Source organism: Rhizobium albus (assembly GCA_030160035.1).
In the GTDB taxonomy this organism is placed as follows: domain Bacteria; phylum Pseudomonadota; class Alphaproteobacteria; order Rhizobiales; family Rhizobiaceae; genus Georhizobium; species Georhizobium albus.
The window spans coordinates 927,609-953,525 of sequence record BSNO01000001.1 but is presented as its reverse complement, the minus strand read 5'-3'; the positions used below and the strand labels follow the sequence as shown (position 1 = coordinate 953,525).

25 protein-coding genes and 1 tRNA gene are annotated in these 25,917 nt (G+C 61.5%); 9 read left to right on the top strand and 17 right to left on the bottom strand.

The window, feature by feature from the left end; translation table 11 throughout:
• Positions 1-130: 130 nt before the first annotated feature.
• Positions 131-970 carry a transglutaminase-like domain-containing protein gene (locus QQL76_RS04535; RefSeq protein ID WP_126009272.1) on the top strand — a complete coding sequence of 280 codons (840 nt, stop codon included), beginning with the start codon at positions 131-133 and terminating at the stop codon, positions 968-970.
• 65 nt (positions 971-1,035) lie between these two features.
• On the opposite strand, the gene QQL76_RS04530 is transcribed toward QQL76_RS04535, so the two are convergent.
• Positions 1,036-1,962 (bottom strand): SDR family NAD(P)-dependent oxidoreductase, encoded by a 927-nt coding sequence (locus QQL76_RS04530; RefSeq protein WP_499206567.1) that lies wholly within the window; start codon positions 1,960-1,962, stop codon positions 1,036-1,038.
• Positions 1,963-2,045: 83 nt separating this feature from the next.
• Entirely contained in the window at positions 2,046-2,669 is a 624-nt protein-coding gene (locus QQL76_RS04525) for a class I SAM-dependent methyltransferase (RefSeq protein WP_499206566.1), read from the bottom strand.
• Positions 2,670-2,830: 161 nt separating this feature from the next.
• Between QQL76_RS04525 and QQL76_RS04520 the strand changes: the two genes are divergently transcribed.
• Both QQL76_RS04520 and QQL76_RS04515 read left to right on the top strand, forming a co-directional pair.
• Entirely contained in the window at positions 2,831-3,724 is an 894-nt protein-coding gene (locus tag QQL76_RS04520) for an AraC family transcriptional regulator (RefSeq protein ID WP_499206565.1), read from the top strand.
• A gap of 72 nt (positions 3,725-3,796) precedes the next feature.
• Positions 3,797-4,045 carry a hypothetical protein gene (locus tag QQL76_RS04515; protein ID WP_499206564.1) on the top strand — a complete coding sequence of 83 codons (249 nt, stop codon included), beginning with the start codon at positions 3,797-3,799 and terminating at the stop codon, positions 4,043-4,045.
• 87 nt (positions 4,046-4,132) lie between these two features.
• Here QQL76_RS04515 and QQL76_RS04510 read toward each other — a convergent pair.
• Positions 4,133-4,208, bottom strand: a tRNA-Ile gene (locus tag QQL76_RS04510).
• Positions 4,209-4,392: 184 nt separating this feature from the next.
• Here QQL76_RS04510 and QQL76_RS04505 point away from each other — a divergent pair.
• Positions 4,393-5,145: an SIMPL domain-containing protein gene (locus QQL76_RS04505; protein WP_499206563.1), complete on the top strand. Its 753-nt coding sequence runs from the start codon at positions 4,393-4,395 to the stop codon at positions 5,143-5,145.
• A gap of 114 nt (positions 5,146-5,259) precedes the next feature.
• Here the strand turns inward: QQL76_RS04505 and QQL76_RS04500 are convergent, their stop codons facing one another.
• The 7 genes from QQL76_RS04500 to QQL76_RS04470 all read right to left on the bottom strand — a co-directional run bounded on the left by QQL76_RS04500 (position 5,260) and on the right by QQL76_RS04470 (position 9,790).
• Positions 5,260-5,622: a hypothetical protein gene (locus QQL76_RS04500; RefSeq protein ID WP_126009262.1), complete on the bottom strand. Its 363-nt coding sequence runs from the start codon at positions 5,620-5,622 to the stop codon at positions 5,260-5,262.
• Between the two features lie 139 nt (positions 5,623-5,761).
• Positions 5,762-6,160 carry a nuclear transport factor 2 family protein gene (locus QQL76_RS04495; protein WP_499206562.1) on the bottom strand — a complete coding sequence of 133 codons (399 nt, stop codon included), beginning with the start codon at positions 6,158-6,160 and terminating at the stop codon, positions 5,762-5,764.
• Positions 6,161-6,170: 10 nt separating this feature from the next.
• Complete coding sequence (locus QQL76_RS04490) at positions 6,171-6,425, bottom strand: hypothetical protein (protein WP_499206561.1); 255 nt, start codon at positions 6,423-6,425, stop codon at positions 6,171-6,173.
• 149 nt (positions 6,426-6,574) lie between these two features.
• Entirely contained in the window at positions 6,575-6,979 is a 405-nt protein-coding gene (locus tag QQL76_RS04485) for a hypothetical protein (RefSeq protein ID WP_499206560.1), read from the bottom strand.
• Positions 6,980-7,105: 126 nt separating this feature from the next.
• Entirely contained in the window at positions 7,106-7,525 is a 420-nt protein-coding gene (locus tag QQL76_RS04480; protein ID WP_499207108.1) for a secondary thiamine-phosphate synthase enzyme YjbQ, read from the bottom strand.
• Positions 7,526-7,569: 44 nt separating this feature from the next.
• Complete coding sequence (locus QQL76_RS04475; RefSeq protein ID WP_499206559.1) at positions 7,570-9,153, bottom strand: diguanylate cyclase; 1,584 nt, start codon at positions 9,151-9,153, stop codon at positions 7,570-7,572.
• A 208-nt stretch (positions 9,154-9,361) separates the two neighbouring features.
• Entirely contained in the window at positions 9,362-9,790 is a 429-nt protein-coding gene (locus QQL76_RS04470; protein ID WP_499206558.1) for a VOC family protein, read from the bottom strand.
• A 65-nt stretch (positions 9,791-9,855) separates the two neighbouring features.
• On the opposite strand from QQL76_RS04470, the gene QQL76_RS04465 reads away from it, so the two are divergent.
• Positions 9,856-10,461, top strand: coding sequence for a TetR/AcrR family transcriptional regulator (locus QQL76_RS04465; protein WP_499206557.1), 606 nt, complete (start codon positions 9,856-9,858; stop codon positions 10,459-10,461).
• A gap of 51 nt (positions 10,462-10,512) precedes the next feature.
• Here the strand turns inward: QQL76_RS04465 and rpoD are convergent, their stop codons facing one another.
• The 4 genes from rpoD to QQL76_RS04445 all read right to left on the bottom strand — a co-directional run bounded on the left by rpoD (position 10,513) and on the right by QQL76_RS04445 (position 16,135).
• Positions 10,513-12,549, bottom strand: coding sequence for an RNA polymerase sigma factor RpoD (rpoD, locus tag QQL76_RS04460; protein ID WP_126009248.1), 2,037 nt, complete (start codon positions 12,547-12,549; stop codon positions 10,513-10,515).
• A 473-nt stretch (positions 12,550-13,022) separates the two neighbouring features.
• On the bottom strand, positions 13,023-15,002 hold the full coding sequence (dnaG, locus tag QQL76_RS04455; protein WP_499206556.1) for a DNA primase: 1,980 nt from the start codon (positions 15,000-15,002) through the stop codon (positions 13,023-13,025).
• Positions 15,003-15,153: 151 nt separating this feature from the next.
• The gene (locus QQL76_RS04450; RefSeq protein ID WP_499206555.1) at positions 15,154-15,393 is read right to left on the bottom strand and encodes a hypothetical protein; all 240 of its coding nucleotides are present in this window, start codon (positions 15,391-15,393) and stop codon (positions 15,154-15,156) included.
• 292 nt (positions 15,394-15,685) lie between these two features.
• A complete protein-coding gene (locus QQL76_RS04445) occupies positions 15,686-16,135 on the bottom strand; it encodes a GatB/YqeY domain-containing protein (RefSeq protein WP_126009244.1) in 450 nt (149 codons plus the stop codon).
• A 301-nt stretch (positions 16,136-16,436) separates the two neighbouring features.
• Between QQL76_RS04445 and carA the strand changes: the two genes are divergently transcribed.
• Complete coding sequence (carA, locus tag QQL76_RS04440) at positions 16,437-17,657, top strand: carbamoyl-phosphate synthase small subunit (RefSeq protein WP_499206554.1); 1,221 nt, start codon at positions 16,437-16,439, stop codon at positions 17,655-17,657.
• A 26-nt stretch (positions 17,658-17,683) separates the two neighbouring features.
• Here the strand turns inward: carA and QQL76_RS04435 are convergent, their stop codons facing one another.
• Complete coding sequence (locus QQL76_RS04435) at positions 17,684-19,315, bottom strand: TadE/TadG family type IV pilus assembly protein (RefSeq protein ID WP_499206553.1); 1,632 nt, start codon at positions 19,313-19,315, stop codon at positions 17,684-17,686.
• A gap of 140 nt (positions 19,316-19,455) precedes the next feature.
• Positions 19,456-20,376, bottom strand: coding sequence for a KPN_02809 family neutral zinc metallopeptidase (gene ypfJ / locus QQL76_RS04430; protein ID WP_404864153.1), 921 nt, complete (start codon positions 20,374-20,376; stop codon positions 19,456-19,458).
• Positions 20,377-20,729: 353 nt separating this feature from the next.
• On the opposite strand from ypfJ, the gene QQL76_RS04425 reads away from it, so the two are divergent.
• The 3 genes from QQL76_RS04425 to greA all read left to right on the top strand — a co-directional run bounded on the left by QQL76_RS04425 (position 20,730) and on the right by greA (position 25,317).
• Positions 20,730-20,954: a helix-turn-helix domain-containing protein gene (locus QQL76_RS04425; RefSeq protein ID WP_126009237.1), complete on the top strand. Its 225-nt coding sequence runs from the start codon at positions 20,730-20,732 to the stop codon at positions 20,952-20,954.
• A gap of 177 nt (positions 20,955-21,131) precedes the next feature.
• On the top strand, positions 21,132-24,632 hold the full coding sequence (carB, locus tag QQL76_RS04420) for a carbamoyl phosphate synthase large subunit (protein ID WP_499206552.1): 3,501 nt from the start codon (positions 21,132-21,134) through the stop codon (positions 24,630-24,632).
• Between the two features lie 208 nt (positions 24,633-24,840).
• Complete coding sequence (gene greA / locus QQL76_RS04415; RefSeq protein ID WP_126009233.1) at positions 24,841-25,317, top strand: transcription elongation factor GreA; 477 nt, start codon at positions 24,841-24,843, stop codon at positions 25,315-25,317.
• A gap of 107 nt (positions 25,318-25,424) precedes the next feature.
• On the opposite strand, the gene QQL76_RS04410 is transcribed toward greA, so the two are convergent.
• Complete coding sequence (locus QQL76_RS04410) at positions 25,425-25,895, bottom strand: Lrp/AsnC family transcriptional regulator (protein ID WP_499206551.1); 471 nt, start codon at positions 25,893-25,895, stop codon at positions 25,425-25,427.
• Positions 25,896-25,917 lie beyond the last annotated feature (22 nt).

The following is a 25,917-nucleotide window of genomic DNA, read 5'->3' as shown; positions in this document are numbered from 1 at the left end:
TTCCAGGTAAACGTTTTACCTATCTCGCCTGGGAAGGCTTGAGACGGTATTGCAAAACGCCCCTGCCCCGCTTGGCACTGCAGGCGGCGCGTCATAGGGTCGGCCTTCCTCCAACAAGGCATTTGACTCAATGGCGACGAAGTTCATTCTCGGCTGCGACCTTTCCTATGAGATCCAGTCCGAGGCCGTATTCATTTTCAACTTCGAGGTCGCCAGGCTCGCACGACATCTGGATGTCAGCGAGACGCTCACGATCTCGGCGGGCGAGAACCGGCGGACCTATATCGATCCGACCTCGCTCAACCGCTTCCTCAGCATCACGGCACAGCCCGGCCCGCTGAATGTCCGCTACCGGGCCGAAGTGACCCTCGACCCCTATTGCACGGATCCGGCCACGATCGAGGAGACGCCGCTCGGCGAGCTACCGCTGGAGATCATGCCGTTCCTGCTCCCCACGCGCTTCGTTTCGTCCGACAGGCTGGCTGCTTTCGCCAATCGCGAATTCGGCCACATGATGCGCGGCCACAGCCTGGTGACCGCGATCTGCAACTGGATCTACGAGAACATCGATTACGAGCGTGGATCATCCGATTCGCAAACCACGGCAGATGAGAGCCTCATCCTGCGCGCCGGTGTTTGCCGCGACTTCGCGCATCTCGGCATCGCCTTCTGCCGCGCGCTGAACATTCCCGCGCGCTTCGTCAGTTGTTATGCGCACGGTCTCCACCCCTCCGACTTCCATGCCGTTTTCGAAGCCTATCTCGACGGACGCTGGTGGCTCTTCGATGCGACGCGCCAAGCCCATCTCGATGGTCTCGTGAGGATCGGCGTCGGCCGCGATGCCGCCGAGGTGGCTTTTGCAACGCCATTCGGCGAGGTCGAACCCGGCCCGGTCACCATCATGATCGAACGAACCGACGGCATCGCAGACCCGGACCTGCGGACTTCCGATGCGGTGAGCACCGAATAGCATCCACAGACGCGCCATCGGATACCGGCCCTTCCAGGGTACCCGATGGGATCACTGCGCTACCGCTAGATCGCTTCGCCAAACCTGACATTCGTCATGTCTTCCGACACCTCCCAGAGTCTGCGCGCAACCTGTTCGTCCGCGGCCTGCGGGATCGGCTTGGCGACAGCCGGATAGCCACGCGTTTCGCTGAGCCGGTGCGGTCCATAATAGCCGCCGGGCTGCGCATCGGGAGCCGTCGCCGCGTAGAGTGTCGGAAGCGCGCCCTGTGCCGCGGGCTGGAACAGGAACCAGAGAAAGCTCCGGGCAAAACGGTTGAAGCTGAAGCGACCCGGCGCATTGTGCAGGAGATCCGTCCGAGAGACGCCAGGATGCGCGGCAATGCTGGTGATGCCCCAGTTTGCGGCGTTGCTGCGCCGCTGAAGCTCGTAGGCAAGCATCAGGCAGGCGAGCTTGGACTGAGTATAGATCGGCATTGGCGTATAGGAGCGCTCGGCATTGAGGTTCGAGAAGTCGATTGCACCTTGTCTCGCGGCGATGCTCGACAAGCTGACGACACGCGCCTTGTCCCCCCTGGCAAGCAGCGGCAGCAAGTGTGCCGTAAGCGCAAAATGGCCAAGGTAATTCGTGCCGATCTGCAGTTCGAAGCCGTCTTCCGTCATCTGCCGTCTCGGCGGCACCATGACGCCGGCATTGTTGATCAGCACATCCAGATTGCTTCTTGTACGCCTCATGCGCTGGCCAAACGCGGTGATGGAGGCGAGGCTGGCGAGATCGAGCAGCTCGAAGCTGATGGTTGCACCCGCGACCGCTGCGCGGATTGAGTTCACCGCCTGCTGCCCTTTCGTGGCATTGCGGCCGGCAAGGATGACGTCGCCTCCTGCGCGCGCGAGTGCCAGGCCGCATTCATATCCAAGGCCACCGGTGCCGGTGATGACGAAGCTCCGTCCGGCCTGCGAGGGCATGTCGGCGGCAGTCCAATTCGTTTTCATGATCGTGCTTTCCAGGTTTTTTGACGCAACGCGGCCTCGGCGGTGGGCTCCACCGCCGAACGCTCTGCTTGAAGATGCGATGATCAGTTCGAAGAGGGTGACTTCGACTGTCTGCGGATGCGGTAGACCGCAGCGGGCGGCAGATTCCGCCAGGTGCCACCCACCCGCTCGGCCTCAAGGCCCAAGCGATCCAGGATCGGTGCGCTGACCGGACATTGCGGGCCGTAGGTGAACTGGTAGAACGCGCCCGATGGGCGCAGATAGGCGAAGGCTCCCGATAGGATCGACATCACGGCGCGTGGCGTCATCGACAACAGCCCGAGGCCGCTGATCACCGCGCCCGCCTCACCGCGCGCCAGGATCTGCATCGCCTTCAGTTTGGTCGCATCGCCATGAACGATCGTCGCTTGCGGAAAGCGCATGCGAAGCAGAGCCGCAAATTCTTCGTCGAACTCGACGAGCGTCAAATCTCTTTCCGCGATGCCGCGATCGACCAAAGCCTGGGTGAAAACGCCGGTGCCGGGTCCAAGCTCCAGGATCGGGGCGTCCTCGATCGCAATGTTCTCCGTCATCAGCCGCGCCAACGAAGGACCGGATGGGGCGACGGCAGCCACACGCAAGGGGTCCTGAAGCCAGGAACGAAAAAAGCGCGCGCCATCCGACGATGCACAGGGCGTGCGGTCTTGTTCGTGGAGCCGAGGCGACATGGGGAACCCTTAAGTTGTTTATATGAGACGACTATGGCGAGCACCGCTTTGATGTTCGCGCTTGAACCCACAAAAAACTTGCCTGATCCTCCAAGCCACTTTCGTCCCGATGAAGCTTTCTCTACGCTTCGAAGATCACAGCCCGACGAGGACAGAAGCGTATGGCAGACCTGACGCAAACCGTGGCCCGCTACGTTGCGGCCCATGAAGGACCGGATGCGGTGTCTGCAACGCCGATCCAGGGCGTCAGCATCATGTGCAGCACGCAGGAGCGTCTGCCCTTCCGCCACATCTACAAGCCTTCCTTGTGTGTGGTGGTCCAGGGAGCAAAGAAGATCGAACTCGAAGACCAGACCTTCGACTATGCGGCGGGCACGGCGCTTGTCGTCAGCGTCGAACTGCCTGGCTACGGAAGCGTGGTCCAGGCGTCCAGGGCCGAACCATTTCTCGGAATGACCATCGAATTTGACATCGGCCTCATGCGCGACGTTCTGGAACAGATGGCCAAGCCGCCTCGGCCGGCCGGAGAGCGTCTCGGCGTCTTCGTCGAGCAACTGTCGGAACCGGTGAAAGATTGCATCAACCGCCTCGTGCGGCTGTTCGACAGCCCGGAGGCCGTCCCGGTGCTTTATCCGTCGATCATGAGAGAGCTTTATTATTGGCTGCTAACCGGCCCAAACGGGCGCGAGATCTGCAAGATCGCCCACGGCGACAGCCACACGCAGCGCATCGCGGACGCGATCTACCTGATGCGGCAGCATATTGCGCGTCCACTCAGCATCGAGGACATGGCGAGCGCCGCCCGCATGGGCGTGTCCTCGTTTCACCAGCACTTCAAGATGCTGACGAGCATGACCCCGCTCCAGTACCACAAGCAGCTGCGGCTGCTCGAGGCGCGCCGGCTGATGGTCGCCGAAGCCGCCAATGTCACGAGCGCCGCTTTCCATGTCGGCTACGAAAGTCCGTCGCAGTTCAGCAGGGAATATGCCCGCCTCTTCGGGCAAGCCCCGAAGCGCGACGCCATAGCCCTCAAATCGCTCGGCGCGACTTTGTAGCAGGTTCAGCTTGCAGTTGCCCGACCCCGGTGACAGTGTCCGCCGGCAAATTCGCCCAGCTCAGAGAGCCCTGTGCCCGATAAAACCCTCTTCATCGTCCAGCAGTTTGAAAAGCAGGGCAAAAAGCTCGTCCAGGGCCGACAGATGGAGCTGCCATCCGCCGAACAGGCTATCGCGCGCGCCGACCGCGACGTCGGACGATTCGCAGGCGTCATCGCCGTGGCGCAGACCGTCGACACGGAAACCGGCGAAGTCCTCGACGACCCCGTCATCCTCGCCCATCACGGCGAGCTGCCGACAGGCATGATCGGGGAAGAATAAGGGCGGCGCGCAACAGGCCGCTGCCCAACCCGGGCGGAACAGCATTCGCTACGATACATCTAAGTCATTGATTTAATGCAGATATTTTGGTGGGCCCGGAGGGACTCGAACCCCCAACCAAGCGGTTATGAGCCGCCGGCTCTAACCATTGAGCTACAGGCCCCACCTTCGGGCGCTTCGCCCGGTTCATGGTGTAAAGCACACTCAGCGTAGCGCAGACAAGGGTTCATGAGGAAGCGCGAAAGCGGCACCGCAACCAGACGCCGCAATTGTCCCACAATCCGCGATCAACACTGGCGCCTCATGTGGCGCGCCGTTCGGCGCAAATGATCAATCGAGGAGCCCCAATGATCGCCAAAATGAACGTCCTTGCCCTCGCCTCTGCCCTTGCGATCGTGGCAGCTCAGCCGGCCTTCGCGCAAAGCGCGACGAGTGACGACGAGAAGCGTCCGGCGACTATTTCCGTCATGGGCGAAGGCGAAGCGGCAATCGCTCCCGACATGGCCATCGTCACCTTAACCGTCGTGCGCGAAGCAGAGACGGCCCGCGAGGCGCTCACGGCCAGCAACCAGGCGATGGACGAGGTGCTGGCGGCCATGCGCGCGGCCGAGATCGCCGATCGCGACCTGCAGACCTCGAATTTCGCCATCCAGCCGCAATATGTCTATCCGGATGGTGACAGCCAGCCGCAGCAGCCGCGGATCACGGGATATGAGGCGTCCAACACGCTGACGGTCCGCCTGCGCGACCTGGAAAAGCTGGGCACGCTTCTGGACGAGGCAGTCACACTCGGCGTCAACCAGGGCGGCAACATCATCTTCACCAATGACGATCCGAGCGCGACCTTGAACGAGGCGCGCCGCGATGCCGTCGGCGATGCACGTGAACGCGCCGAGATTTTGGCCGAAGCGGCAGGCGTCGAACTGGGCCGCATCCTGTCGATCGATGAACAGACGATGATGCCGCAGCCGATCCCCATGGCGCGCATGGAAGCCCGCAGTTTCGACGCGGCGGCTGCCGTGCCCGTCGCAACCGGTGAGGACGCCTATCGGATCACCGTGACCATGCGGTTCGAGATCGACGAAGGCACGGCGGAATAGATCGGTCGCCTTTTGCTCGAAGAGATTGAACTAAAAATCCCCGCCGGCAGGTCGCCGGCGGGGATTTTTCATGCAGCATGCGATGTGCGGCAGCGCTTGGCGGCAGTCGCTCGCTTATCGGTACCCGATTACCGGGCAGCCGCGCTGATTGGCAAACACGACCCGTACCTGCTGGCCGCGCTGAAAGCCCGCGACGGCGACGCGGCGCGGCGCATTGCGCACCACATGGGCGCGGCGGATGCCCATGCTCTGAGCCTTGCCAAGCGCATGGCGCGGGTCGCAGAAGTTCGGTGCGAAATGACGCCCGCCATGGCGCGGACCGTGATGATAGCGCGGCGCATGGCCATTACCGAAGCGAAGCTCGATCGACTGAGCGGCTGCCTGGCCACTTGCCGATGCGGTCGCAGCAAGAGTGCCCATGCCGCCGGCGACAAGGGCAGCGCTGAGCACGACGGCTTTGATCATTTTCTTGAACATGATTGTCTCTCCACCAGGAAATCTTTGACCGAAGATCGCCGTCCCATGCGACCGAAGGTGAGATTAGGCGGAGGAGTGTGAACCGTGCCGGAACCGCGCATTCATCCCGCATTCATGGGAGAGGCGCTGCGGCTCTGGATTATGTGAGCGCGGCAGTCAGCGCCTGCTGATCGTGATAGCGCGTGAAGCGCACGATCTTCGCGCCGTCGATCTCGAAAAACAGGCCGGACGACACTGAAAACGGCTGGCTGCCGGCCTTTGACCATCCATCGAGCGTGCGCTCATAGGTGCCTCGAAGCGTGGCTTCAACGGCAATGCGATCGCCGGCCTGCGATGAAAGCAGGACCCGATCGGCAAAGCGTTCGTTCAAGGCCGAGGCGCGTTCGACAAGTGTGTCCCGGACAGCGCTTGCGCCAACGATCCGCCGCCCATCGCCATCGTCATAGACAGCGTCTTCGTCGAGCAAAGCCGCAAGGGCGTCGCCATCGACCGCTTCCAGAGCGTCGAGAAATTGGGTGACGATGGTTGCACTGTCCATGCGGGCGTTCTCAGCAGGCCACGGCTGCATTGGTGACAGGATCGACGCAGATCGCAGTTGATCCCCGACGTGTCTGCACATTGGTGCCGCCTGGTCCGACAGCGGCCGTCGCACTGCGGCTCTCGACCGCGATGCGGCCGTCGCTCACCGAAGCGCCTGCGACGCCCCCCGAGACAAAGCCGCTGCAGCCCGACAAGGCAAGCGACGCAGCAAGAGCGACACTCAAGTGGACGTTGGTCCTGAGGCCGTGACAGTTGATACGCATCGCCAATTTCCTCATTCGAGTGGTTTTGAACATCGTTCAAAGGTGCCGCGGTTGAAAAGAAAATGCCCGGCAGAGCCGGGCATGAGTTGAAGCTGGCAGCTTGGTTGTTTGTCTCTTCCCCAATGAGGATGCTGCCAATGCGTGTCGCTTTACTGTGCCGGTGCGGGGGCCGGGGCAGCAGGCGCTTCCGGAGCAGCCGGAGCTTCCGGTGCAGCGGGAGCTTCAGGTGCGGCAGGAGCCTCAGGGGCTGCCGGTGCGGCGTCCGGTGCAGTGTCTGTGGCAGCCGGTGCATCGGTCCCCGTGTCCGCGGGTGCAGTCACGTCCACATCAACGCCAGCTCCGTCGCCGCCACCGGAGTTCATGTAGAAGAACGCTGCAATTGCGATCGCCACAACCAGGAGACCAGCGATGAACCAGCTGGCGCCGCCGCCGCTTCCGCCATTGTTGCTGACAACGGTTTCGCGCGTCGTGTGGGTGTGAAGTGAATCGGCCGGACGCGTCGGGTCTGCGGGACGTGCCGGATCGGTGTAGCGAGGATCTCTGTTATCGACCATCTGATGGCCTCCATTATCGTTTGTCCGTCGCGAAATGAACGCGGATCTTGCGGTAACGTTCCCGTGAAAGCACGAATTCGCTAATTCAGGGACCGCGAATGGCGGCTTGCCCCCGCGCTAGCGATCTCACGAGGCCAAATGGAGCACGATTTCGCGGGAATGGGGCTGGTCGCGGTGTTCGAAGAGATAAAGACCTTGCCAGGTCCCCAGCAGGAGCCGCCCCTTTGCGACGGGGATGGAGAGCGACACCGCTGTCAACGCGGCCTTTATGTGCGCCGGCATGTCGTCGACGCCTTCGGAGCGGTGAACAATAAAGCCCATGGACGGATCATCCGCGCTCGGTACCAGCCGACGGAAGAAGGCATCGAGGTCCCGCCGCACATCTGGATCCGCGTTCTCCTGAATGAGCAGGGAGCAGGATGTGTGGCGCGCGAACACCGTCAGCAGTCCGGGACCTGACGTTTGAGCGGCAACGAAGGCACGAGCCCTGTCGGTGAATTCGTAGAGCCCCTGCCCCTTGGTCTGAAGCGTGATCAGTTCCTGCATCGCCATGACGCCACTCTAGGCGGGCAATGCGGGCTGCGAAAGCCTCAGGCGGTTAGGAGCATGAGCGACTCGGTTCGCTCGGCGACACAGAGCCGGTTGCGGCCTTCCTTCTTGGCTCGATAGAGCGCGTCATCGGCGAGCGCCACCAGATCGGTGAAGTCGAAACCGTTCTCCGGGAACATCGCCATGCCAACAGAGATCGTGACCTTCGGCAATGCCCTCTCTTCGTGCGAGAGTTGCAGTTCCGAGACGCTCGCGATGATCCGCTCGAAGCGTGACTGCGCGTTTTCGGGCGAAACCCCGCGCATCATCACAAGGAACTCTTCGCCCCCATACCGGAAGAGCCAGTCGCCGGAGCGGAGATTTTCCTGCAGATGATCGACGACGCTCGAAAGCGCCACGTCGCCTGCCAGATGGCCGTTGAGATCGTTGAACCGCTTGAAGTGATCGATATCAAGCATCGCTATGGCGACGTTCTGGCCGAGGCGACGGGCCTGCGCGATTTCCTTTTCCGCCACCATGTCGAGATAGCGTCGGTTGAAGGCGTTGGTCAGCGGGTCGCGGATAGATTGTTCGTTCAATGTCTCGCGCAGGCGGATATTAGAGAGCGTCAAGCCGAGTTGATGGACAAGCATTTTGGCAAGCCTGATCGTCTCCGGCGCGATCTGGCCGTTGCTGTCTGGCGCTTTGAGCGCCAGCACACCGATCGCCTCTCCGTGAGCGAGCAGAGGCAGGCACAGCGTGTCGCCCGCGTCATGATGATGCCGGCACGACGGTGCGGAGCCTGCCTGCTCATGATGGTGCACCATGCCGCGGCGCAGCGCCCAGCACTCCTGAGGATCGATGACCTCGTCCGCAGTGCCCTCGCCCCACTGGACCAGGACCGTCAGCTGATTGCGTGACGCCGCATAGATATAGAGCCCGCCGGAAAGCACAGGGAACAGCCGCTGCATGAAAGGCCCGGCCAGGTCGGCCACTTCAGACATGGTGTTGCAGCTTTGAAGAAAGCTGCCAGCCTCGTTGAGAAGCGTGATTTCCGACCGTTCCACGGTGAGCCGCGACACCGTATCGTTTAGGGAATTCGCATAGCTCTCGATCTGCTTGGCAGCTTCGTGCTTGTTGAGCACCGCGCGCCGCGTGCTCCACCAGATGGTGGCAAACAGGCCCACGACAGCAACCATGAGCACGGCAAAGGAGATGAAAGCAACGATACGCGCTGCTTCATAGCGCGCTTCGCGCTCCCTCAACTCCTGGTTCTCCAACTGCTGCAATTCACCGATGAGCAGCCGCAGCCGATCCATCATGAACTTGCCGCGGTTTTGCGCGACCAGCGCGTTGGAAGCGTCGCTGCCGCGTTCCGCATGCACCTGGATCGTGCTGGCCAACTCGTCGAGCTTCTGATCGACAAGCCGGCTCATTTCCCGGAAGCGACGCCTGTAGTCCTCCGTCTGGGCGAGTGTCTGGTCGAGCACCCGCATCTTTTGGCGCAGTTCCACCTCCGCCTGGTGATAGGGCGCAAGATAAAGCTGTTCGGACGTCAGAAGGTAACCGCGCTGACCCGTCTCGGCACTCAATAGGTCAGCCTTGATGCCGATGAGCGTCTCGCGCACTTCCAGCGATTGGCGCACCCATTGGCTTGCCAGGAACAGATGATTGACACTTGTGTGTAGAAACCAGCTGTTGATACCCAAAAGCACGAGCGGTATCGCGACCGCCAAAATCCGATTTCGACGTCCTGAACTTGTCATGGAGCACCCCAGCAGCACTTGGTCGATCAGGCGCTCGGTCTGGTGAATTTTCCGTATCGACGCTGTAGCAAATGCTAACACTCGGCCTTCATGATGCGGCTGATCCGGGCGCGTAGGCCTCGGCAAATTCCGCCGCTGGCGCGATGGGCTTGATGACGTCGATCAAGACGTCATTCGGATCGGCCGTGATAAAATGGCGCTGGCCGAAGGCTTCGTCACGGAGCGGGAGCAGCATGGGGAGGCCGGCACCTTGAAGCCGCTCCCACTCCGCATCGACATCATCGACTTCGAAGTTCAGGAGCAGACCCGACGCCGATCCGCCCCGCGAGCTCTGCGGGATGGTTTCATGATTGCGATCGAGCACGGCGAGATTGACATCCGGTTGCTCGGGCATCGTCAGGTGCACGTACCAGTCGCTCGTAAACGCTGGCTCGAAACCGAAATGGGTTTGATAGAACGCAGCGGTGTCGGCCACTCGGTCGGTCATGATGACGGGGTAATAGCTTTTGATCTGCACGGTCTTCCCCTCCGATGATAAAACATACATACTGTCTGCATGTAAATAACATACAGGCTGTATGTATGCAAGGGAAGCGTCCGCGAATCAGCAATGAGGAAAGAAGCCAAGCGATGCGCAGAGCTTTGCTCGACGCCGGCAGAGCCCTTTTCGTGGCGAAACCCTACGCGGAGACCTCGACACCTGACATCGTCGCGGCGGCCGGCGTGACGCGCGGAGCGCTCTATCACCACTTCGAGGACAAGAAGGCGCTCTTCCAGGCGGTGGTGGAGGCAGAGGCTGAGGCAGTGGCACGCTCTATCGACGAGGTCAGCGATGGCGAACTCACGGCCATCGGCGCTCTTATCAAGGGCGGTGAAGCTTTCGTCACGGCCATGACCAAACCGGGCCGCACGCGGCTTTTGCTTCTCGATGGTCCCGCTGTGCTCGGACCAACCGCAATGCGGGCAATCGACGAACGTCACGCGCGCAAGGCGCTGCGCGAGGGCCTCGAGGCGGCCATTGCCGCAGGCGCGCTACCCGCTCTTCCGGCTGGCGCCCTGACAGCCCAGCTATCGGCAGCCTTCGACGCAGCCGCGCTCGGCATCGAGATGGGCGATGCCATCGCTGATCACCGCGCTGCCTTGCACGGCCTGATCGAAGGATTGGCCGCCAGCGCGGCGGAGCGATAAACAAAAAAGGGACGCCCGAGGGCGTCCCTTATGTATTCGGATGGCGTTGCATCAGCTGTCGAGGAAGCTGCGCAGCTTGCGCGACCGGCTCGGATGCTTGAGCTTGCGCAGTGCCTTCGCCTCGATCTGGCGAATACGTTCGCGCGTCACCGAGAACTGCTGGCCAACCTCTTCCAGCGTGTGATCGGTGTTCATGCCGATGCCGAAGCGCATGCGCAGCACGCGCTCCTCGCGCGGCGTCAGCGAGGCGAGAACGCGCGTGGTGGTTTCACGCAAGTTCGCCTGGATCGCAGCGTCGATCGGCAGGATCGCATTCTTGTCCTCGATGAAATCGCCGAGATGCGAATCTTCCTCGTCGCCGACGGGCGTTTCGAGCGAGATCGGCTCCTTGGCGATCTTGAGGACCTTGCGGACCTTCTCGAGCGGCATCGCAAGCTTTTCGGCCAGCTCTTCCGGCGTCGGTTCGCGGCCGATTTCGTGCAGCATCTGGCGCGATGTCCGGACGATCTTGTTGATCGTCTCGATCATGTGCACCGGAATACGGATTGTACGCGCCTGGTCGGCGATCGATCGGGTGATCGCCTGGCGGATCCACCACGTGGCGTAGGTGGAGAACTTGTAGCCGCGGCGGTACTCGAACTTGTCCACGGCCTTCATCAGGCCGATATTGCCTTCCTGGATGAGATCCAGGAACTGCAGGCCGCGGTTCGTGTACTTTTTGGCGATCGAGATCACGAGACGGAGGTTGGCTTCCACCATCTCCTTCTTGGCGATACGCGCTTCGCGCTCGCCCTTCTGCACCATGTTCACGATGCGGCGGAACTCGGTGATCGAAATGCCGGTCTCGGTTGCGAGATTCTGGATTTCGCCGCGGAGATCCTTGATCGCGCCATTCTCGCTCTTGGCGAATTCCTTCCAGCCCTTGGCCGAAAGGTTGGCGATCGACTTCATCCAGTTCGGATCGAGCTCGGCGCCGCGATATTCCTCGAGGAAGGACTCGCGCTTGACACCATAGCTCTCCGCCAGACGCAGCAAGCGGCCTTCATTCTGCATGAGGCGCTTGTTGATGTCGTAGAGCTGCTCGACGAGGCTGTCGATGCGGTTCTGGTTGAGCGCCAGCGACTTCACAGCCGTGATCAGCTCTTCCTTCAGCTTCTTGTAGCTGCGCTCCTGGCTGGGCGACAGCGTGGCCGAAGCGGCAAGGCGCGCTTCAACCTGCTGGTCCTGCAGCTTGCGCAGCTTCTTGTAGGTCTCGGCGATCAGATCGAAGGTTGCCATGACCTGGGGGCGCAGTTCGGCTTCCATCGCGGCGAGCGAGAGGTTCGACTCGTCGTCGTCATCCTCTTCCTCTTCGCCGGGAAGGCCCTCGCCACCGACATTCGTGACGTCGTCGCTCGCAGCACGCTCGCGGCGCACCTTTTCCTTTTCCTCGGCAGCCTTGCGGTCCGCCTCGATCTTCTCGGCGCTCTGGAACTGCGGAGCAGCCTTCGCCTCGGGACCGGAATAGGTGGTTTCGAGATCGATGATCTCGCGCAGCAGCGTCGAACCTTCGTTCAACTGGTCGCGCCAGATGATGATGGCCTGGAACGTGAGCGGGCTTTCACAAAGCCCTGCGATCATCGTCTCGCGGCCAGCCTCAATGCGCTTGGCGATCGCGATTTCGCCTTCGCGCGACAGAAGCTCGACCGAACCCATCTCGCGCAGATACATGCGCACCGGATCGTCGGTACGGTCGGTCGGCTCTTTCTTCTTGGCCGTAGCGAGCGCGGTGCCGCTGCTCGTGGCAATCTCGTTGCCATCGCTCTCTTCGTCGGCGCTGTCGTCCGGCTTCTCTTCCTGCTCTTCCTCGTCCTCGACCACATTGATGCCCATGTCTGAAAGCATGGACATGGTGTCTTCGATTTGCTCGGACGTGACTTCTTCGGAAGGCAGGACGGCATTGAGCTCGTCCATAGTGACATAGCCGCGCTTCTTGGCGGCCTTGATCATCTTCTTGACGGCGTCATCGGAAAGATCGAGAAGCGGACCATCGCCGGAACCCTCGCGTTCGACTTCGGCTTCCTCGTTTTCCTTAACTTTTGTGGCCATATGGTCTGATCACTTTCCTTCGACGCCGATGGAGCGAGGCGCACATTCCGAAGCCAAATCGGCTGCGGCGCGCCGGCTGCGCTCGCGGCTATCTGCAAGTTTTTGGTTCACAATCTGATAAGGTAACGTCACTGGAGCAAAAAAATGCGATCCCCTTGACGTCGCAACAACCGCTCCGGGAAAATCGGGTCTCCCGAACACCGTAAGATTTTGGGTTAATGCCATAGGCAATGGTGATTCCCACAAATTCGGTCGTCGTCAAGGCTCACACTGAAAAAAGGGCCGTTTCGCCCGATTTCCACTCCGGCCAGACGCCGCAACGAGAATAACGATAGCCAGTGGCGCGCCTGCCAATTTGCGAGCGGCTGTACAGTCAGCACTAGATTTAGGTGACGACTCCCATTTCGCAAGGGCTGAGGCGACGCTTTAACCGTCTGCCCGGCTGGATGTTCCCGATCAAGGAGTGCAACTCATCAGACGCGGGCGACGGCCTTCGACCGTCCGGACAACACCCCGAACCCGTCGATGATGGCGTGCTGATTCTCAAACCGGGTGATTTCCATCTGAACCTGCTCGAGATTGAGCAACAAGGTCGAGATCAGCTCTTCGTCGCTGGCCTCGGTCGCTTCCGCGATGTCACGCTCGAGTTCCTGCTTCTGCCATTTCAACACACGGGCGCGCTTGTTGAGCGAGAGCGCCTGGAAAAAACCTTCCCGGGCATCTTCAAGAGCAGCCTCCTGCGTCGCCACCCAAAGGCGTGCATTTCGGATCTGGCGTTCCAGCGTGGCAACGAGCGGCGAAAATCCCTGCGCCTCCAGATGCGCAAGCATGCGTTCGCGGTCGATGCGGGCGCTGTCTGTCGAAGCGCCAAGGATCGCCTTCCACAGCCGATCCAGATCGACATTGTCGAATTCGACGCTGGTGATCTCGTCGAACTCCTCGATGATCAGGCTGGGATGATTGACGACGGTTAGAGCGAGCGCGCTTTCCCGAAGCGCCGGCACATCCGAGACGCCGCGCACCAGCGCAGAGCGCGTCAGCCGATCCGATGGTGTCAGGCGCGCCGGCGTCGTCCCGAACCCGCCCGCATTCTGCCCTCGCCCGCCGCCCGATCGACGACCCGGCTGGCCACCGCGCTGCTGGCCCGCCCCTTGGGGTGCCGCACGGAAATGGCCGAGCATTCGTTCACGCATGTCCTGGGCGTAATGATAGCGCACGCTGTCATCGGGGATCGCCGCCGTCACCGCCTTCAGCCTGGCTTCCAGTTCCGCGCGCCGCTCCGGCGTATCGTAGGATCCGCCACCAAGTTCGCGCAGCCACACCATGTCGGCCAGTGGCCGGGCCGCGGCAAGCACCGCGTCGAAAGGCGCCCTGCCCTCGCGACGCACGAGATCATCCGGATCCTTGCCCTCGGGCAGCATCGCGAATTGGACGGACCGGCCGGGCTTCAACCCCTTCAGCGCAAGATCGACCGCGCGAAAAGCCGCGCGCTGCCCTGCTCCATCGCCGTCGAAGCAGAGAACGGGTGTCGGCGCGATGCGCCACAGAAGCTCCAGCTGATCTTCCGTCAGCGCTGTCCCGAGCGGCGCAACCGCCTGCTCGAACCCGGCCTGATGCAGCGCGATCACGTCCATATAGCCTTCGACGGCCACGATCTGACCGCTGGACCCGGACTGCTGCGCGGCGCGCCGTGCGCGGGTGAAATTGTAGAGCACCCGCCCCTTGTGGAAGAGCTCGGTCTCGTTGGAGTTCAGGTATTTCGCCGGCGCGTCCGCCGCCATGGCACGACCGCCGAAGGCAATCGGCTTTTCCCGCGCAGACAGGATCGGGAACATGATGCGGTCGCGAAAGCGGTCGTAGGACACCGGAATGTCGGGGCCGTGCACCAGAAGCCCGCATGCTTCCATCTGCTGCAACTCGATTCCCTTGGAAGCGAGATGCTCCTTCAGCCCATTGCGCGAGGGTGGCGCATAACCAAGCCCGAAGGTCTCCAGCGACCGCCCGGTCAGCCCGCGATCACGCAGATAGGCCCGCGCCTTCGCGCCGTCGGAGCTTTGCAGCCGATCCTGAAACCAGGCGACCGCCATCTCCATCACGTCGAGCAGGCTCGCGCGCTCGCGCTCCCGGCGTTCCGCCTGCGGGTCGGCGATCGGCATGGCGATGCCGGCCATGTCCGCGACCCGCTCGACGGCCTCCGGAAACGACAGCCCCTCCAATTCCGTGAGAAAGCGGAAGTGATCGCCCGACACGCCACACCCGAAGCAGTGATAGCGGCCCTTGCGATCCTCGCAGTGGAAGCTCGGCGACTTCTCACCATGGAACGGACAGCAGGCCCACCAGTCGCCACGACCGGTGTTCGTCTTGCGCTTGTCCCAGGAAACGCGCTTGCCGATAACGTCCGAGATAGGGACGCGTTCGCGGATCTCATCGAGAAAGGCGGGTGAAAAGCGCATGGTTCATCCAGCTGTCGGGAGCGCGTGACCTACACTTCGCGTCCCCGCTTGACCATGGCCCGACTGGCGCCACGCCGCAATAGTTTTAGACGCCTCAAGCCGGCCCGGCGTTTTGCCGGACCGGCTTGAGCGGTGATCAGCCTGGATTGGCCTACTTGTCGAGATAGGCCGGGCCGTTCGTCGACATGACGAAGGAATTCGAGCGGCCGTCGGAGCGGGCATCGTTCGAGACGCTGCCGGTCGTGAACCGGTCGATACCGGTGGAACTGCCGCCGAGCGGGCTTTCCAGAACCGGCCCTTCGAAAGACATGACGCGATTATGCGTGCTCTGGGCAAATGAAGCCTGCGAGAGAGCAGCAAGAGCGATCGCAGAAACAAGAAGAGTTTTCATCGAAGTCATCCCTTTTACGGTCACTGGCGAATATAAGGCGGCGGTATTGCCGGCCTTACGCGCCTCGATTATCTGCAGCGCCGCGACCACCGCCGCGCTTACAATCAGATGACAAAGATATATTCCCGGCGCTTGATCCGGTCGCGTCACATGGACTTGAGCGGAAGGTGAGCCGCAGTGATTGTGATCGGCAGTCAAGAAAAAAGCCCGGAGAACCGGGCTTTCAAGAATTCTCAGCGCCTGTTTATCTCGGCAAGCGCACGTCCAGTTGATCGACAGTGCGGCTTCGTGATTAGCGAAGCAGGCCTTTGACCTTATTGGAAGCCTTGGCGAAGTCCATTTGACCGGGATAACGCTCCTTCAGAGCGTTCATGCACTTGCCCATATCACGAAGGCCGTGAGCGCCGGTTTCCTCGACGACCTTGGCGCACGCCTTCTCCACCTCGGCCTCGGACAGCTGCGCGGGCAGAAACTCTTTGATGATCGCGATTTCCTCGCGCTCCTGCTCGGCCAGTTCGAAGCGCGACGCCTCGTCGTAGATCCTGGCCGATTCCTCGCGCTGCTTGATCATCTTGGCGAGGATCTGGGTGATGTCGTCATCACTCACATGGTCCTTGCCCGATCCGCGATTAGCGATGTCGCGGTCCTTTATGGCAGCCTGGATCAAGCGCAAGGTAGAAACCTTGCGGCTATCGCGCGCCTTCAATGCATCTTTCAACGACTGTGCGAACCTGTCGCGCATCGCCCTGAACTCCTGGAATTGAACACTTAACCTTAGCGCGCAATGCCACTTGGGCAAAGGCGACGGAACTAAGAACCTGTATTGATAAGAGTTTTTCGTCTGCCAATAGGTGCGAGCGCATCATTGACGATCCGCGACGCAATCTCTATTTTCCGGCCACAGCATCCACATAGTGCCGCGTCTCCTACCTGTCATCAACGATGACTGGGGCCGGAACGCGGCTTCGGCCACCAGCAGCATCAGATGGCACTGACGCTGCGCTTCTTCAAGAGCCGACCGGGACACAGAAGGACCTGCATTCATGACCGCTACCCCCGCGCAAAGCCCCGCCCCCTGGACCGCGCAACCGCAGACTGCGGTTCTCGTGCTGGCCGATGGTACGGTCATCAAGGGCCGCGGTATCGGGGCGACGGGCACGGTCGAGGCTGAGGTGTGTTTCAACACCGCACTGACTGGATACCAGGAAATCCTTACCGACCCTTCCTATCTCGGCCAGATCGTTACCTTTACCTTCCCACATATCGGCAATATCGGCGCGAATGACGAAGACATTGAAGACCTGACGCCCGCCGCGCGGCGCGGCGCCGTCGGCGCGATCTTCAAGGCCGACGTGACCGACCCTTCCAACTACCGCTCCGTCCAGCATCTCGATGCCTGGCTTAAAGCGCGCGGCATCGTCGGCATGACCGGTATCGACACCCGCGCCTTGACCGCATGGATCCGCGAGAATGGCGCGCCGAACGCCGTCATCGCCCACGATCCCCGCGGCGAGTTCGACATCGACGCGCTGAAAGACAAGGCCAGGCAGTGGCATGGTCTCGTTGATCTGGATCTCGCCAAGGAGGCCACGAGCGGCCAGTCCTCACGCTGGAGCGAAAAGCCGTGGGCATGGGACAAGAGCTATGAAACGGTAGGCGACGACGCGACGGGTCCGCACATCGTCGCCATCGATTACGGCGTGAAGCGCAACATCCTGCGCCTCCTCACCGGCCTCGGTGCACGCATCACGCTCGTACCGGCCGCTACGGAGGCCGAGGATATCCTGGCCATGGCGCCGGACGGCATCTTCCTGTCGAACGGCCCCGGCGACCCTGCCGCCACGGGAGCTTACGCGGTGCCCACGATCCGCAAGCTCATGGAAAGCAACATCCCCATTTTCGGCATCTGTCTCGGACACCAGATGCTGGCGCTCGCGCTTGGCGGCAAGACCGTGAAGATGCATCAGGGCCATCACGGCGCGAACCACCCGGTGAAGGACTTCACCACCGGCAAGGTCGAGATCGTCTCGATGAACCACGGCTTTGCGGTCGACACGCAGTCGTTGCCCGCGGGCGTTGAAGAAACGCACATCTCGCTGTTCGACGGCACCAATTGCGGACTGGCGGTCAAAGGCATGCCGATCTTCTCGGTCCAGCATCATCCCGAGGCCTCGCCCGGCCCGCAGGACAGCCACTATCTGTTCCGTCGGTTCATGGACATGGTCGAAGCCCATCAGGCCAAGAAGGCCGCGGAACCGGCCTGATCGGCCGGTATCCTCTTTCCAGTCGATCAGGAACTGATCCGGACCCGGCGGATGCTGTCGGCGATCTTCCCGAAGGTTTCGTCAAGCGTTGCCGCATCGGGCACGTCGAAATAATGCGCCTCCGACGTCGCGCATTGTGACAGCAGCGTTCCGGTCGATTTGTCCTGCAGTTCCAGCCGGATCACATAGATGGTGATGCCGTCGGCCTTGGCGTTCGTGCAGCCTGCGAGCGTCTTGGTATCCATAGCATTCGAGACCATCACCGCACCCGATCCGGCACTGACAAGGCGCTCGTCCACCGCGTAGCCGAAGCTGGAATACATAGAGCCCAGGCTGTTGCTGAGCTGGTTCCAGGTGTTGGCCCCGTCAGTCAGGAAGATCATGATCTTCTCGTTGTTGGCCACACTCTTGGCGCGGCCCTCGGCGAAGGGCTCGCCCGGAGACAGCACCCGCCAACCCCAGGTGACACCCTCGAGCATGTTGGTGGCGCCCTCGGCGACCAGACCGTCGATGCGCTCCTTGATGAGATCGTAGTCGCTGGTCAGCGGCAGGATGGGCTGGGCCTGGCAGTCGAGGTTCGGCCCCTTCGACCAGTTCTCGCCGCTCCAGAATACGGCTCTTGAATCGTCGACTGCCGGCGGCTCTTCGAAAAGCACATCCGTCACCGTGTCGAGGAGCCCTCCGATCAGATCTGGGTCACCGGATCCCTGCAACTCGACGTGATACTTTTCGCGCAGGCGCTTGCGCTTGGGATCGCGCAGCGTGGTGCCGTCGTCCTCCAGGTAACTGTTGGGGTAGAGAGGACGTCCCGTGCGGCTTCTGTCATCCGGTTCGTCGATCGAGAAAGCCGGCACGAAAAGCGAGCGCCGGTCCTTGGAGGTCGCAGGCGCATCGGTCACATCATAAGCCATGTCCTTGTGCGGCGGACGTGTCTCGATGCAGCCTTCCCACTCTTGGCCCAGATGATGAAACATCTGAAACCGGCTGAGATTGTGCGCAAGCTCCACCTGCGGGATGGGGTTCTTGCCGCGCATGTCGAGCCACGGCGCAGCCTCGCGCGTCACCTTGCCGTCGGCGTCGAATTGCGGTCCGAACTGGGGGCCGACATTGACGAAGGACGAGAATGGCACGAGCGCCATCTTCACCATGTCGGGATCGACCGCGCTTTCGGCCATCGTATCGACGAGCTGCGTTGCAGCGGATTTCAGCTGCTCGAGCTTTTCGCCGCGCATTGATCCGGTCGTATCGAGAACAAGCCCGATCTCGTAAGTGTTCAGCGCGAATGTAGCGGCCGACTCGACCGATACGCTCGATGCATCGACCCCGAAGATCTTGGCAAACCGCGTCGCGGACGACGCCGCCACGGCAACCGACCAGGTATCGTCGGTCTTGACGACCGTAAGATCGGAGTAGGAACCGGCGAAATGCGCCTGGATGAATTCATCCGCGAGCTGCTCGGCCTCCAGCTGGCTGAGCTCGTCCCCGCGGCGGGCAAGGGCGAGCGCCGCGGCATCGGCGGCATTGTGCAATTCGCTCCGCTGACGGGACGCAGCCGTGTAGTCGACCGCAAGCGCCACGGCTCCGACGATCGGAACCATCGCCAGACCGAACATGATCGCAAAATTGCCGGACTGATTGGTTGCGAAACGACGAAGCATCAAAGCACTCCCCAGAATGATGTTTCACATCACCAGAAAGCACTAAAATTTCAGTGAATTCAGACCCTAGGATTATTCAGGTGTCGTCATGTTGAGGAATTGCTTTCCCATTTCATAACGCTTCTTCAGATGCCCAAGGCCTAGACTGGACCATTGAACGTGTCGCAGTCCTCCAGCCGGCCGCTTTCGAAGCCACGCTGAAACCACTCGCGACGCTGGGCCGATGTGCCGTGATTGAAGCTGTCCGGCACCACGTAGCCCTGCGTGCGCCGCTGAAGGGTGTCGTCACCGATCTGCGTCGCGGCATTCAGCGCTTCCTCGAGGTCGCCCGCTTCGAGCAACCCGCGTTCAGCGGTGTAGTGTCCCCAAATGCCGGCGAAGCAGTCGGCCTGCAGTTCGACACGAACCGAAAGCGCATTGGCTTCCGTTTCGCCCATCTGCTGTCGCATCTGGTTGAACTGCGGCAGAACGCCGATCACGTTCTGGACGTGATGCCCGACCTCGTGCGCAACCACGTAAGCCTGCGCGAAGTCGCCGGCCGCATCGAACCGCTCTGCCAATTCATTAAAGAAGCCGAGATCGATGTAAAGCTGCTGGTCGTTGGGGCAGTAGAATGGCCCGACGGCGGAACTTGCCTGGCCGCAGGCCGAGGATACCGCGCCTTCGAACAGAACCAGCGTCGGCTCCGGATAATCCGCGCCTTCCGCTTCCATGATGCCGTTCCAAGTGTCCTCCGTTTCGGCAAGCACCGTGGCGATGAATTCCGAAGCTTCGTCACGCTGACCGGGAGCAAGACCCTGCGTCGATGGCCCTGCCTGCTGCTCGATGCTCGTAGAAGTACCGCTCCCGCCATCGAGCAGGATCATCGGATTGATGCCGACCGCCCACAGGATGATGCCGAGCACGATGAGCACGAAGATCGACCCGATACCGCCGCCACCGCGACCGCCGCGGATCACGCCACCGGGAATGCGCATCCGTGGGCCTGCACCGCCGAAGCCACCCGATCGTCCGCGCCGATCATCGATGTTGGAACTCTGTCGCCTGCCCCGCCAACGCATCCGCATCTCTCCGCGAAAAGGATCATCGATCCACCGAAAGTGCCCGCCGTCATTTTGGTTCCGGAACGACGTCACTGGCCGACGATCTTATCGAATCCGCCGACCTCGGCCAGCCTCCCCTCACCACTTCAAAGGCGGTCGAACACATCTGTCACAAACATCTGCAACAGTGCGGCCCAAGCTGTGCCGATGGAAGGCATGGTCAGCTGATGACCGAATAAACGGGCAAGCAAATCAATGTATTTAAGTTTATGCTTTTTAAGTATGGGCCGATTCGGTTCATTAGGACTACGGGGTTCATAACGGGATTGCTGGCAAACGGGTTGGCATCAGAAAACGGGCAGCGACACGATATGACGCCAGATGATTTCCGCCGTTGGCGCAAGGCGCTCGGGCTCAAGCAGAAAGATGCCGCCGACGCGCTCGGACTGAAGAAGCGCGTCATCCAATACTACGAGAAGGGCGACCGGGACGGTAAGGCCGTTGAAATCCCCGTTGCCGTCGCGCTGGCCTGCTATGCCATTTCCCAGGGCGTCACCCGCTATGACGCATCCGAACTGATTTACGAGAGCGAATGAGCGCAGGTTTGACCCCTGCCTGAAAAAGCGTCGGAACGTGCGCGTGCAGGGTTTTCCTCTCAGAACCTTTACCCTATAAGGCCGGCCTAGCCTCAAAATCGATAGACGAGCGCGGGTGCCGCATGAGCCAATCTTGGCCATGCCATACCCGGTGCCGACCTGACAGATGGATGACCCATGCCGAAAAGAACCGATATCCAATCGATCCTGATCATCGGCGCCGGCCCCATCATCATCGGCCAGGCCTGCGAGTTCGATTATTCCGGCACCCAAGCTGTCAAAGCTCTGAAAGAGGAAGGTTACCGGGTCATCCTGGTCAACTCCAACCCGGCGACGATCATGACCGATCCGGAGCTTGCGGATGCCACCTATATCGAGCCGATCACGCCAGAAGTCGTCGCCAAGATCATCGCCAAGGAGCGGCCCGATGCGCTGCTGCCCACGATGGGCGGCCAGACCGCACTGAACACGGCCCTGTCGCTGAAGCGCATGGGCACGCTGGAGCGCTACAATGTCGAGATGATCGGCGCCAAGCCCGAGGCGATCGACAAGGCCGAAGACCGCGCGCTGTTCCGCGAGGCGATGGCAAAGATCGGCCTCGAAACGCCCCGCTCGCTGCTCGCCAACGCCACCGCCATCAAGGAAGAAGACCGCAAGGCCCACGAAGCGCTGAAGGCGAAGATTCGCGCCGACCATTCGGGCGATGCGCTCGACAAGGCGCTCGACGATCTCGAGACGCAGTGGAACCTCGGCGAGAGCGACCGCAAGCAGCGTTACATGAGCCACGCCATGGCGATCGCAGCGCAAGCCCTCGACACAATCGGCCTGCCGGCCATCATCCGTCCGTCCTTCACCATGGGCGGAACCGGCGGTGGTATTGCTTACAACCGCACCGAATTCTTCGACATCATCTCCTCCGGCCTCGATGCCTCCCCGACCACCGAAGTGCTGATCGAGGAAAGCGTGCTCGGCTGGAAAGAGTACGAGATGGAGGTCGTGCGCGATCACGCCGACAATTGCATCATCGTCTGCTCCATCGAGAACATCGACCCTATGGGCGTGCACACGGGCGATTCCATAACGGTCGCGCCGGCACTCACGCTGACGGACAAGGAATACCAGATCATGCGCAACGCCTCGATCGCGGTGCTGCGCGAGATCGGGGTCGAGACCGGTGGCTCGAACGTGCAGTTCGCCGTCAACCCGGACAATGGCCGCCTGGTCGTCATCGAGATGAACCCGCGTGTGTCACGCTCGTCCGCACTTGCCTCCAAGGCGACCGGTTTCCCGATCGCCAAGATCGCAGCCAAGCTCGCCGTCGGCTATACACTCGACGAACTGGACAACGACATCACCGGCGGCGCGACACCTGCCTCCTTTGAGCCGTCGATCGACTACGTCGTCACCAAGATCCCGCGCTTTGCGTTCGAGAAGTTCCCGGGCGCCGAACCGACGCTGACCACGGCGATGAAATCGGTCGGTGAAGTCATGGCGATCGGCCGTACCTTCGCCGAAAGCCTGCAAAAGGCCCTACGCGGCCTGGAAACCGGCCTCACCGGCCTCGACGAGATCGAAATCCCGGGCCTCGGCATCGATGGCGACAGATCCGACGACCGCAACGCGATCAAGGCCGCGCTCGGCACGCCGACACCCAATCGCCTGCGCATGGTGGCGCAGGCGCTCCGTCTCGGCATGAGCGAAGCCGAAATCTATGCGAGTTGCAAGATCGATCCGTGGTTCCTTGCCCAGCTCAAGGCGATCGTCGACATGGAAGCGCGCGTGCGCGCCCATGGCCTGCCGCAGGATGCAGAGAACCTGCGCATGCTGAAGAGCATGGGCTTTTCCGATGCCCGCCTTGCGGGCTTGACCGGCCAGAGCGAAAAGGATGTCGCCAAGCTGCGCACAGCGCTCGACGTGCATCCGGTCTTCAAGCGCATCGACACCTGCGCGGCCGAATTCGCTTCGCCGACCGCCTACATGTACTCGACCTACGAGACACCCTTTGCAGGCGAATTGCGCTCGGAAGCCTTCGTCTCGGATCGCAAGAAGGTCGTGATCCTCGGCGGCGGGCCGAACCGCATCGGCCAGGGCATTGAGTTCGACTATTGCTGCTGCCACGCAGCCTTCGCGCTCGCCGATGCGGGCTATGAAGCCATCATGGTCAACTGCAACCCGGAGACGGTCTCGACCGACTACGACACGTCCGACCGGCTCTATTTCGAGCCGCTGACGGCTGAGGACGTGCTGGAGATCCTGCGCATCGAGCAGTCGAAGGGCACGCTGCACGGCGTCATCGTCCAGTTCGGCGGCCAAACGCCGCTGAAGCTTGCAGAAGCTCTTGAGAAAGCCGGCATTCCGATCCTCGGCACCGCCCCGGACATGATCGACCTTGCCGAAGACCGCGACCGCTTCCAGAAGCTGCTGGTCAAGCTGGACCTCGCCCAGCCCAAGAACGGCATCGCTTATTCCGTCGAGCAGGCGCGCATCGTCGCGGCCGAGATCGGCTTCCCGCTCGTCGTTCGTCCGTCCTACGTGCTTGGCGGCCGCGCCATGCAGATCATCCGGGACGAGACGACGCTCTCAAATTACCTGCTCGGCACGGTGCCGGAACTGGTGCCGGAAGACATCAAGGCACGTTACCCCAACGACAAGACCGGCCAGATCAACACGCTGCTCGGCAAGAACCCGCTGCTCTTCGACAGCTATCTGACGAACGCGATCGAGGTCGATGTCGACTGCCTGTGCGACGGCCAGAACGTCTATGTCTGCGGCATCATGGAGCACATCGAGGAAGCCGGCATCCATTCCGGCGATAGCGCCTGCTCGCTGCCGGTTTATTCGCTGCCGGAAGACATCGTTGCACAGCTGAAGACGCAGACCGAGGCCTTGGCCAAGGCGCTGAATGTCGGCGGCCTGATGAACGTGCAGTATGCGGTGAAGGACGGCACGATCTACGTGCTTGAGGTCAATCCGCGCGCCTCGCGCACCGTGCCTTTCGTTGCGAAGACAATCGGTGCGCCGATTGCCAAGATTGCCGCGCGCATCATGGCGGGCGAAACGCTGTCGCAGGCGCTCGATGCCTATGGTGCGTCCGCCGATCCGAAGAAGCTGGACCACATCGCCGTCAAGGAAGCCGTCTTCCCCTTCGCCCGCTTTCCCGGCGTCGACACGCTGCTTGGACCGGAGATGCGTTCGACTGGCGAAGTCATGGGCCTCGACCGCGACTTTACGCTTGCTTTCGCCAAGGCCCAGCTCGGTGCGGGCGTCGAACTGCCCCGCGACGGCGCGGTCTTCGTCTCGGTCAGGGACGACGACAAGGAGCGCGTCCTTCCTGCCATCGAAACGCTGGTCTCGGTCGGCTTCCGCGTCATCGCGACGAGCGGCACTGCGAGCTTCCTCAAGGAGCACGGCATCACGGTGGAGCGGGTGAACAAGGTGCTCGAAGGCCGGCCGCATGTCGAAGACGCAATCCGCAACCGCCAGATCCAGCTCGTGATCAACACGACGGATGGCGCCAAGGCCGTGTCTGATTCGAAATCGCTGCGCCGTGCAGCGCTGATGCAGAAGGTGCCGTACTTCACCACGATGGCTGGATCCGTGGCAGCGGCGAAGGCAATCGCTGCACTGAAGGCCGGAAATCTTGAAGTGCGGCCTTTGCAGAGTTATTTCAGCATTTAAGAAGAGTGCGATCCATGCGGTCGCATCTTTTCAGGTGAATTCGCTGGCATTATTTGATAATCACTCGCGATGGACAGCGAGAACGGTTCCGAGATCACTGCTCGAGAACCGTTTTCTTTTTTGCCCGATTGAGCACTTTTCAGCGGCCCGGAACACGGACCGGGCGATGGTGCTTTGAATCGGGCACGCTACGGAAAGGGATACGACAATGGTCGACAAAGTGCCCATGACGCCTTCCGGCTTCAAGAAGCTGCAGGAAGAGCTGCGCATGCGCCAACAGGAAGAGCGCCCGCGCATCATCGAGGCGATCTCCGAGGCTCGCGCCCATGGGGATCTCTCCGAAAATGCGGAATACCATGCCGCCAAGGAAGCGCAGAGCCACAATGAGGGCCGGATCACCGAACTCGAAGACCTGCTCGCACGCGCAGAAGTCATCGATCTGACGAAGATGTCCGGCGATACGGTGAAGTTCGGCGCGACCGTCAAGATCGTCGACGAGGACACCGAAGAAGAAAAGACCTACCAGATCGTCGGCGACCAGGAAGCCGATGTGAAGGATGGTCGGATCTCGATCTCCTCGCCGATCTCGCGCGCCCTCATCGGCAAGAGCGTTGGCGACTCGATCGAAGTCAACGCGCCCGGCGGCTCCAAGGCCTACGAGATCCTCGCGATCAACTGGGGCTGAGCCACAGGCTCCAGCCCATTGCACGACGATAGATCAGGGGCGTGGCGGGCAACCGCTGCGCTCCTTGTGTCTTGAGCTGCGATGCTCGAAAGGCTCGATGCGAGACCTCAGATGGCAACTTCGCCTTCGTCCTTGATCTGGCGAATGGTCAGCATCGTGCGAACGGTGTCCACGTTCGGTGCCGCCGTCAGCGTATCCACGACGAAATCCTGGAAGCTCGACAGGTCCTTTGCGACACAATGCAGCAGGAAGTCGCTTTCGCCCGAAACCATCCACGCAGCGCGCACGATCGGCCACATCGTGGTCATGGCGGCGAATTCCTTCAGATTGCCGTCCGACTGGTGGATCAACCCGACCATGGTGAAGGCGACGAGGTCGTAGCCGAGCGCCTGTGCATTGATCAGCGCCCGGTAGCCGCGGATGATGCCAGCCTCCTCCAGCTTGCGCACCCGGCGCAGGCAGGGGGGCGCTGAGATTCCGACGCGCTCTGACAGTTCGACATTGGTGATCCGGCCTTCGCGCTGCAATTCGCGGAGGATTTTCATATCGATCGCGTCGAGATCAGCGCGAAATACCATTCCTGATGCCTCTGGCAATAAG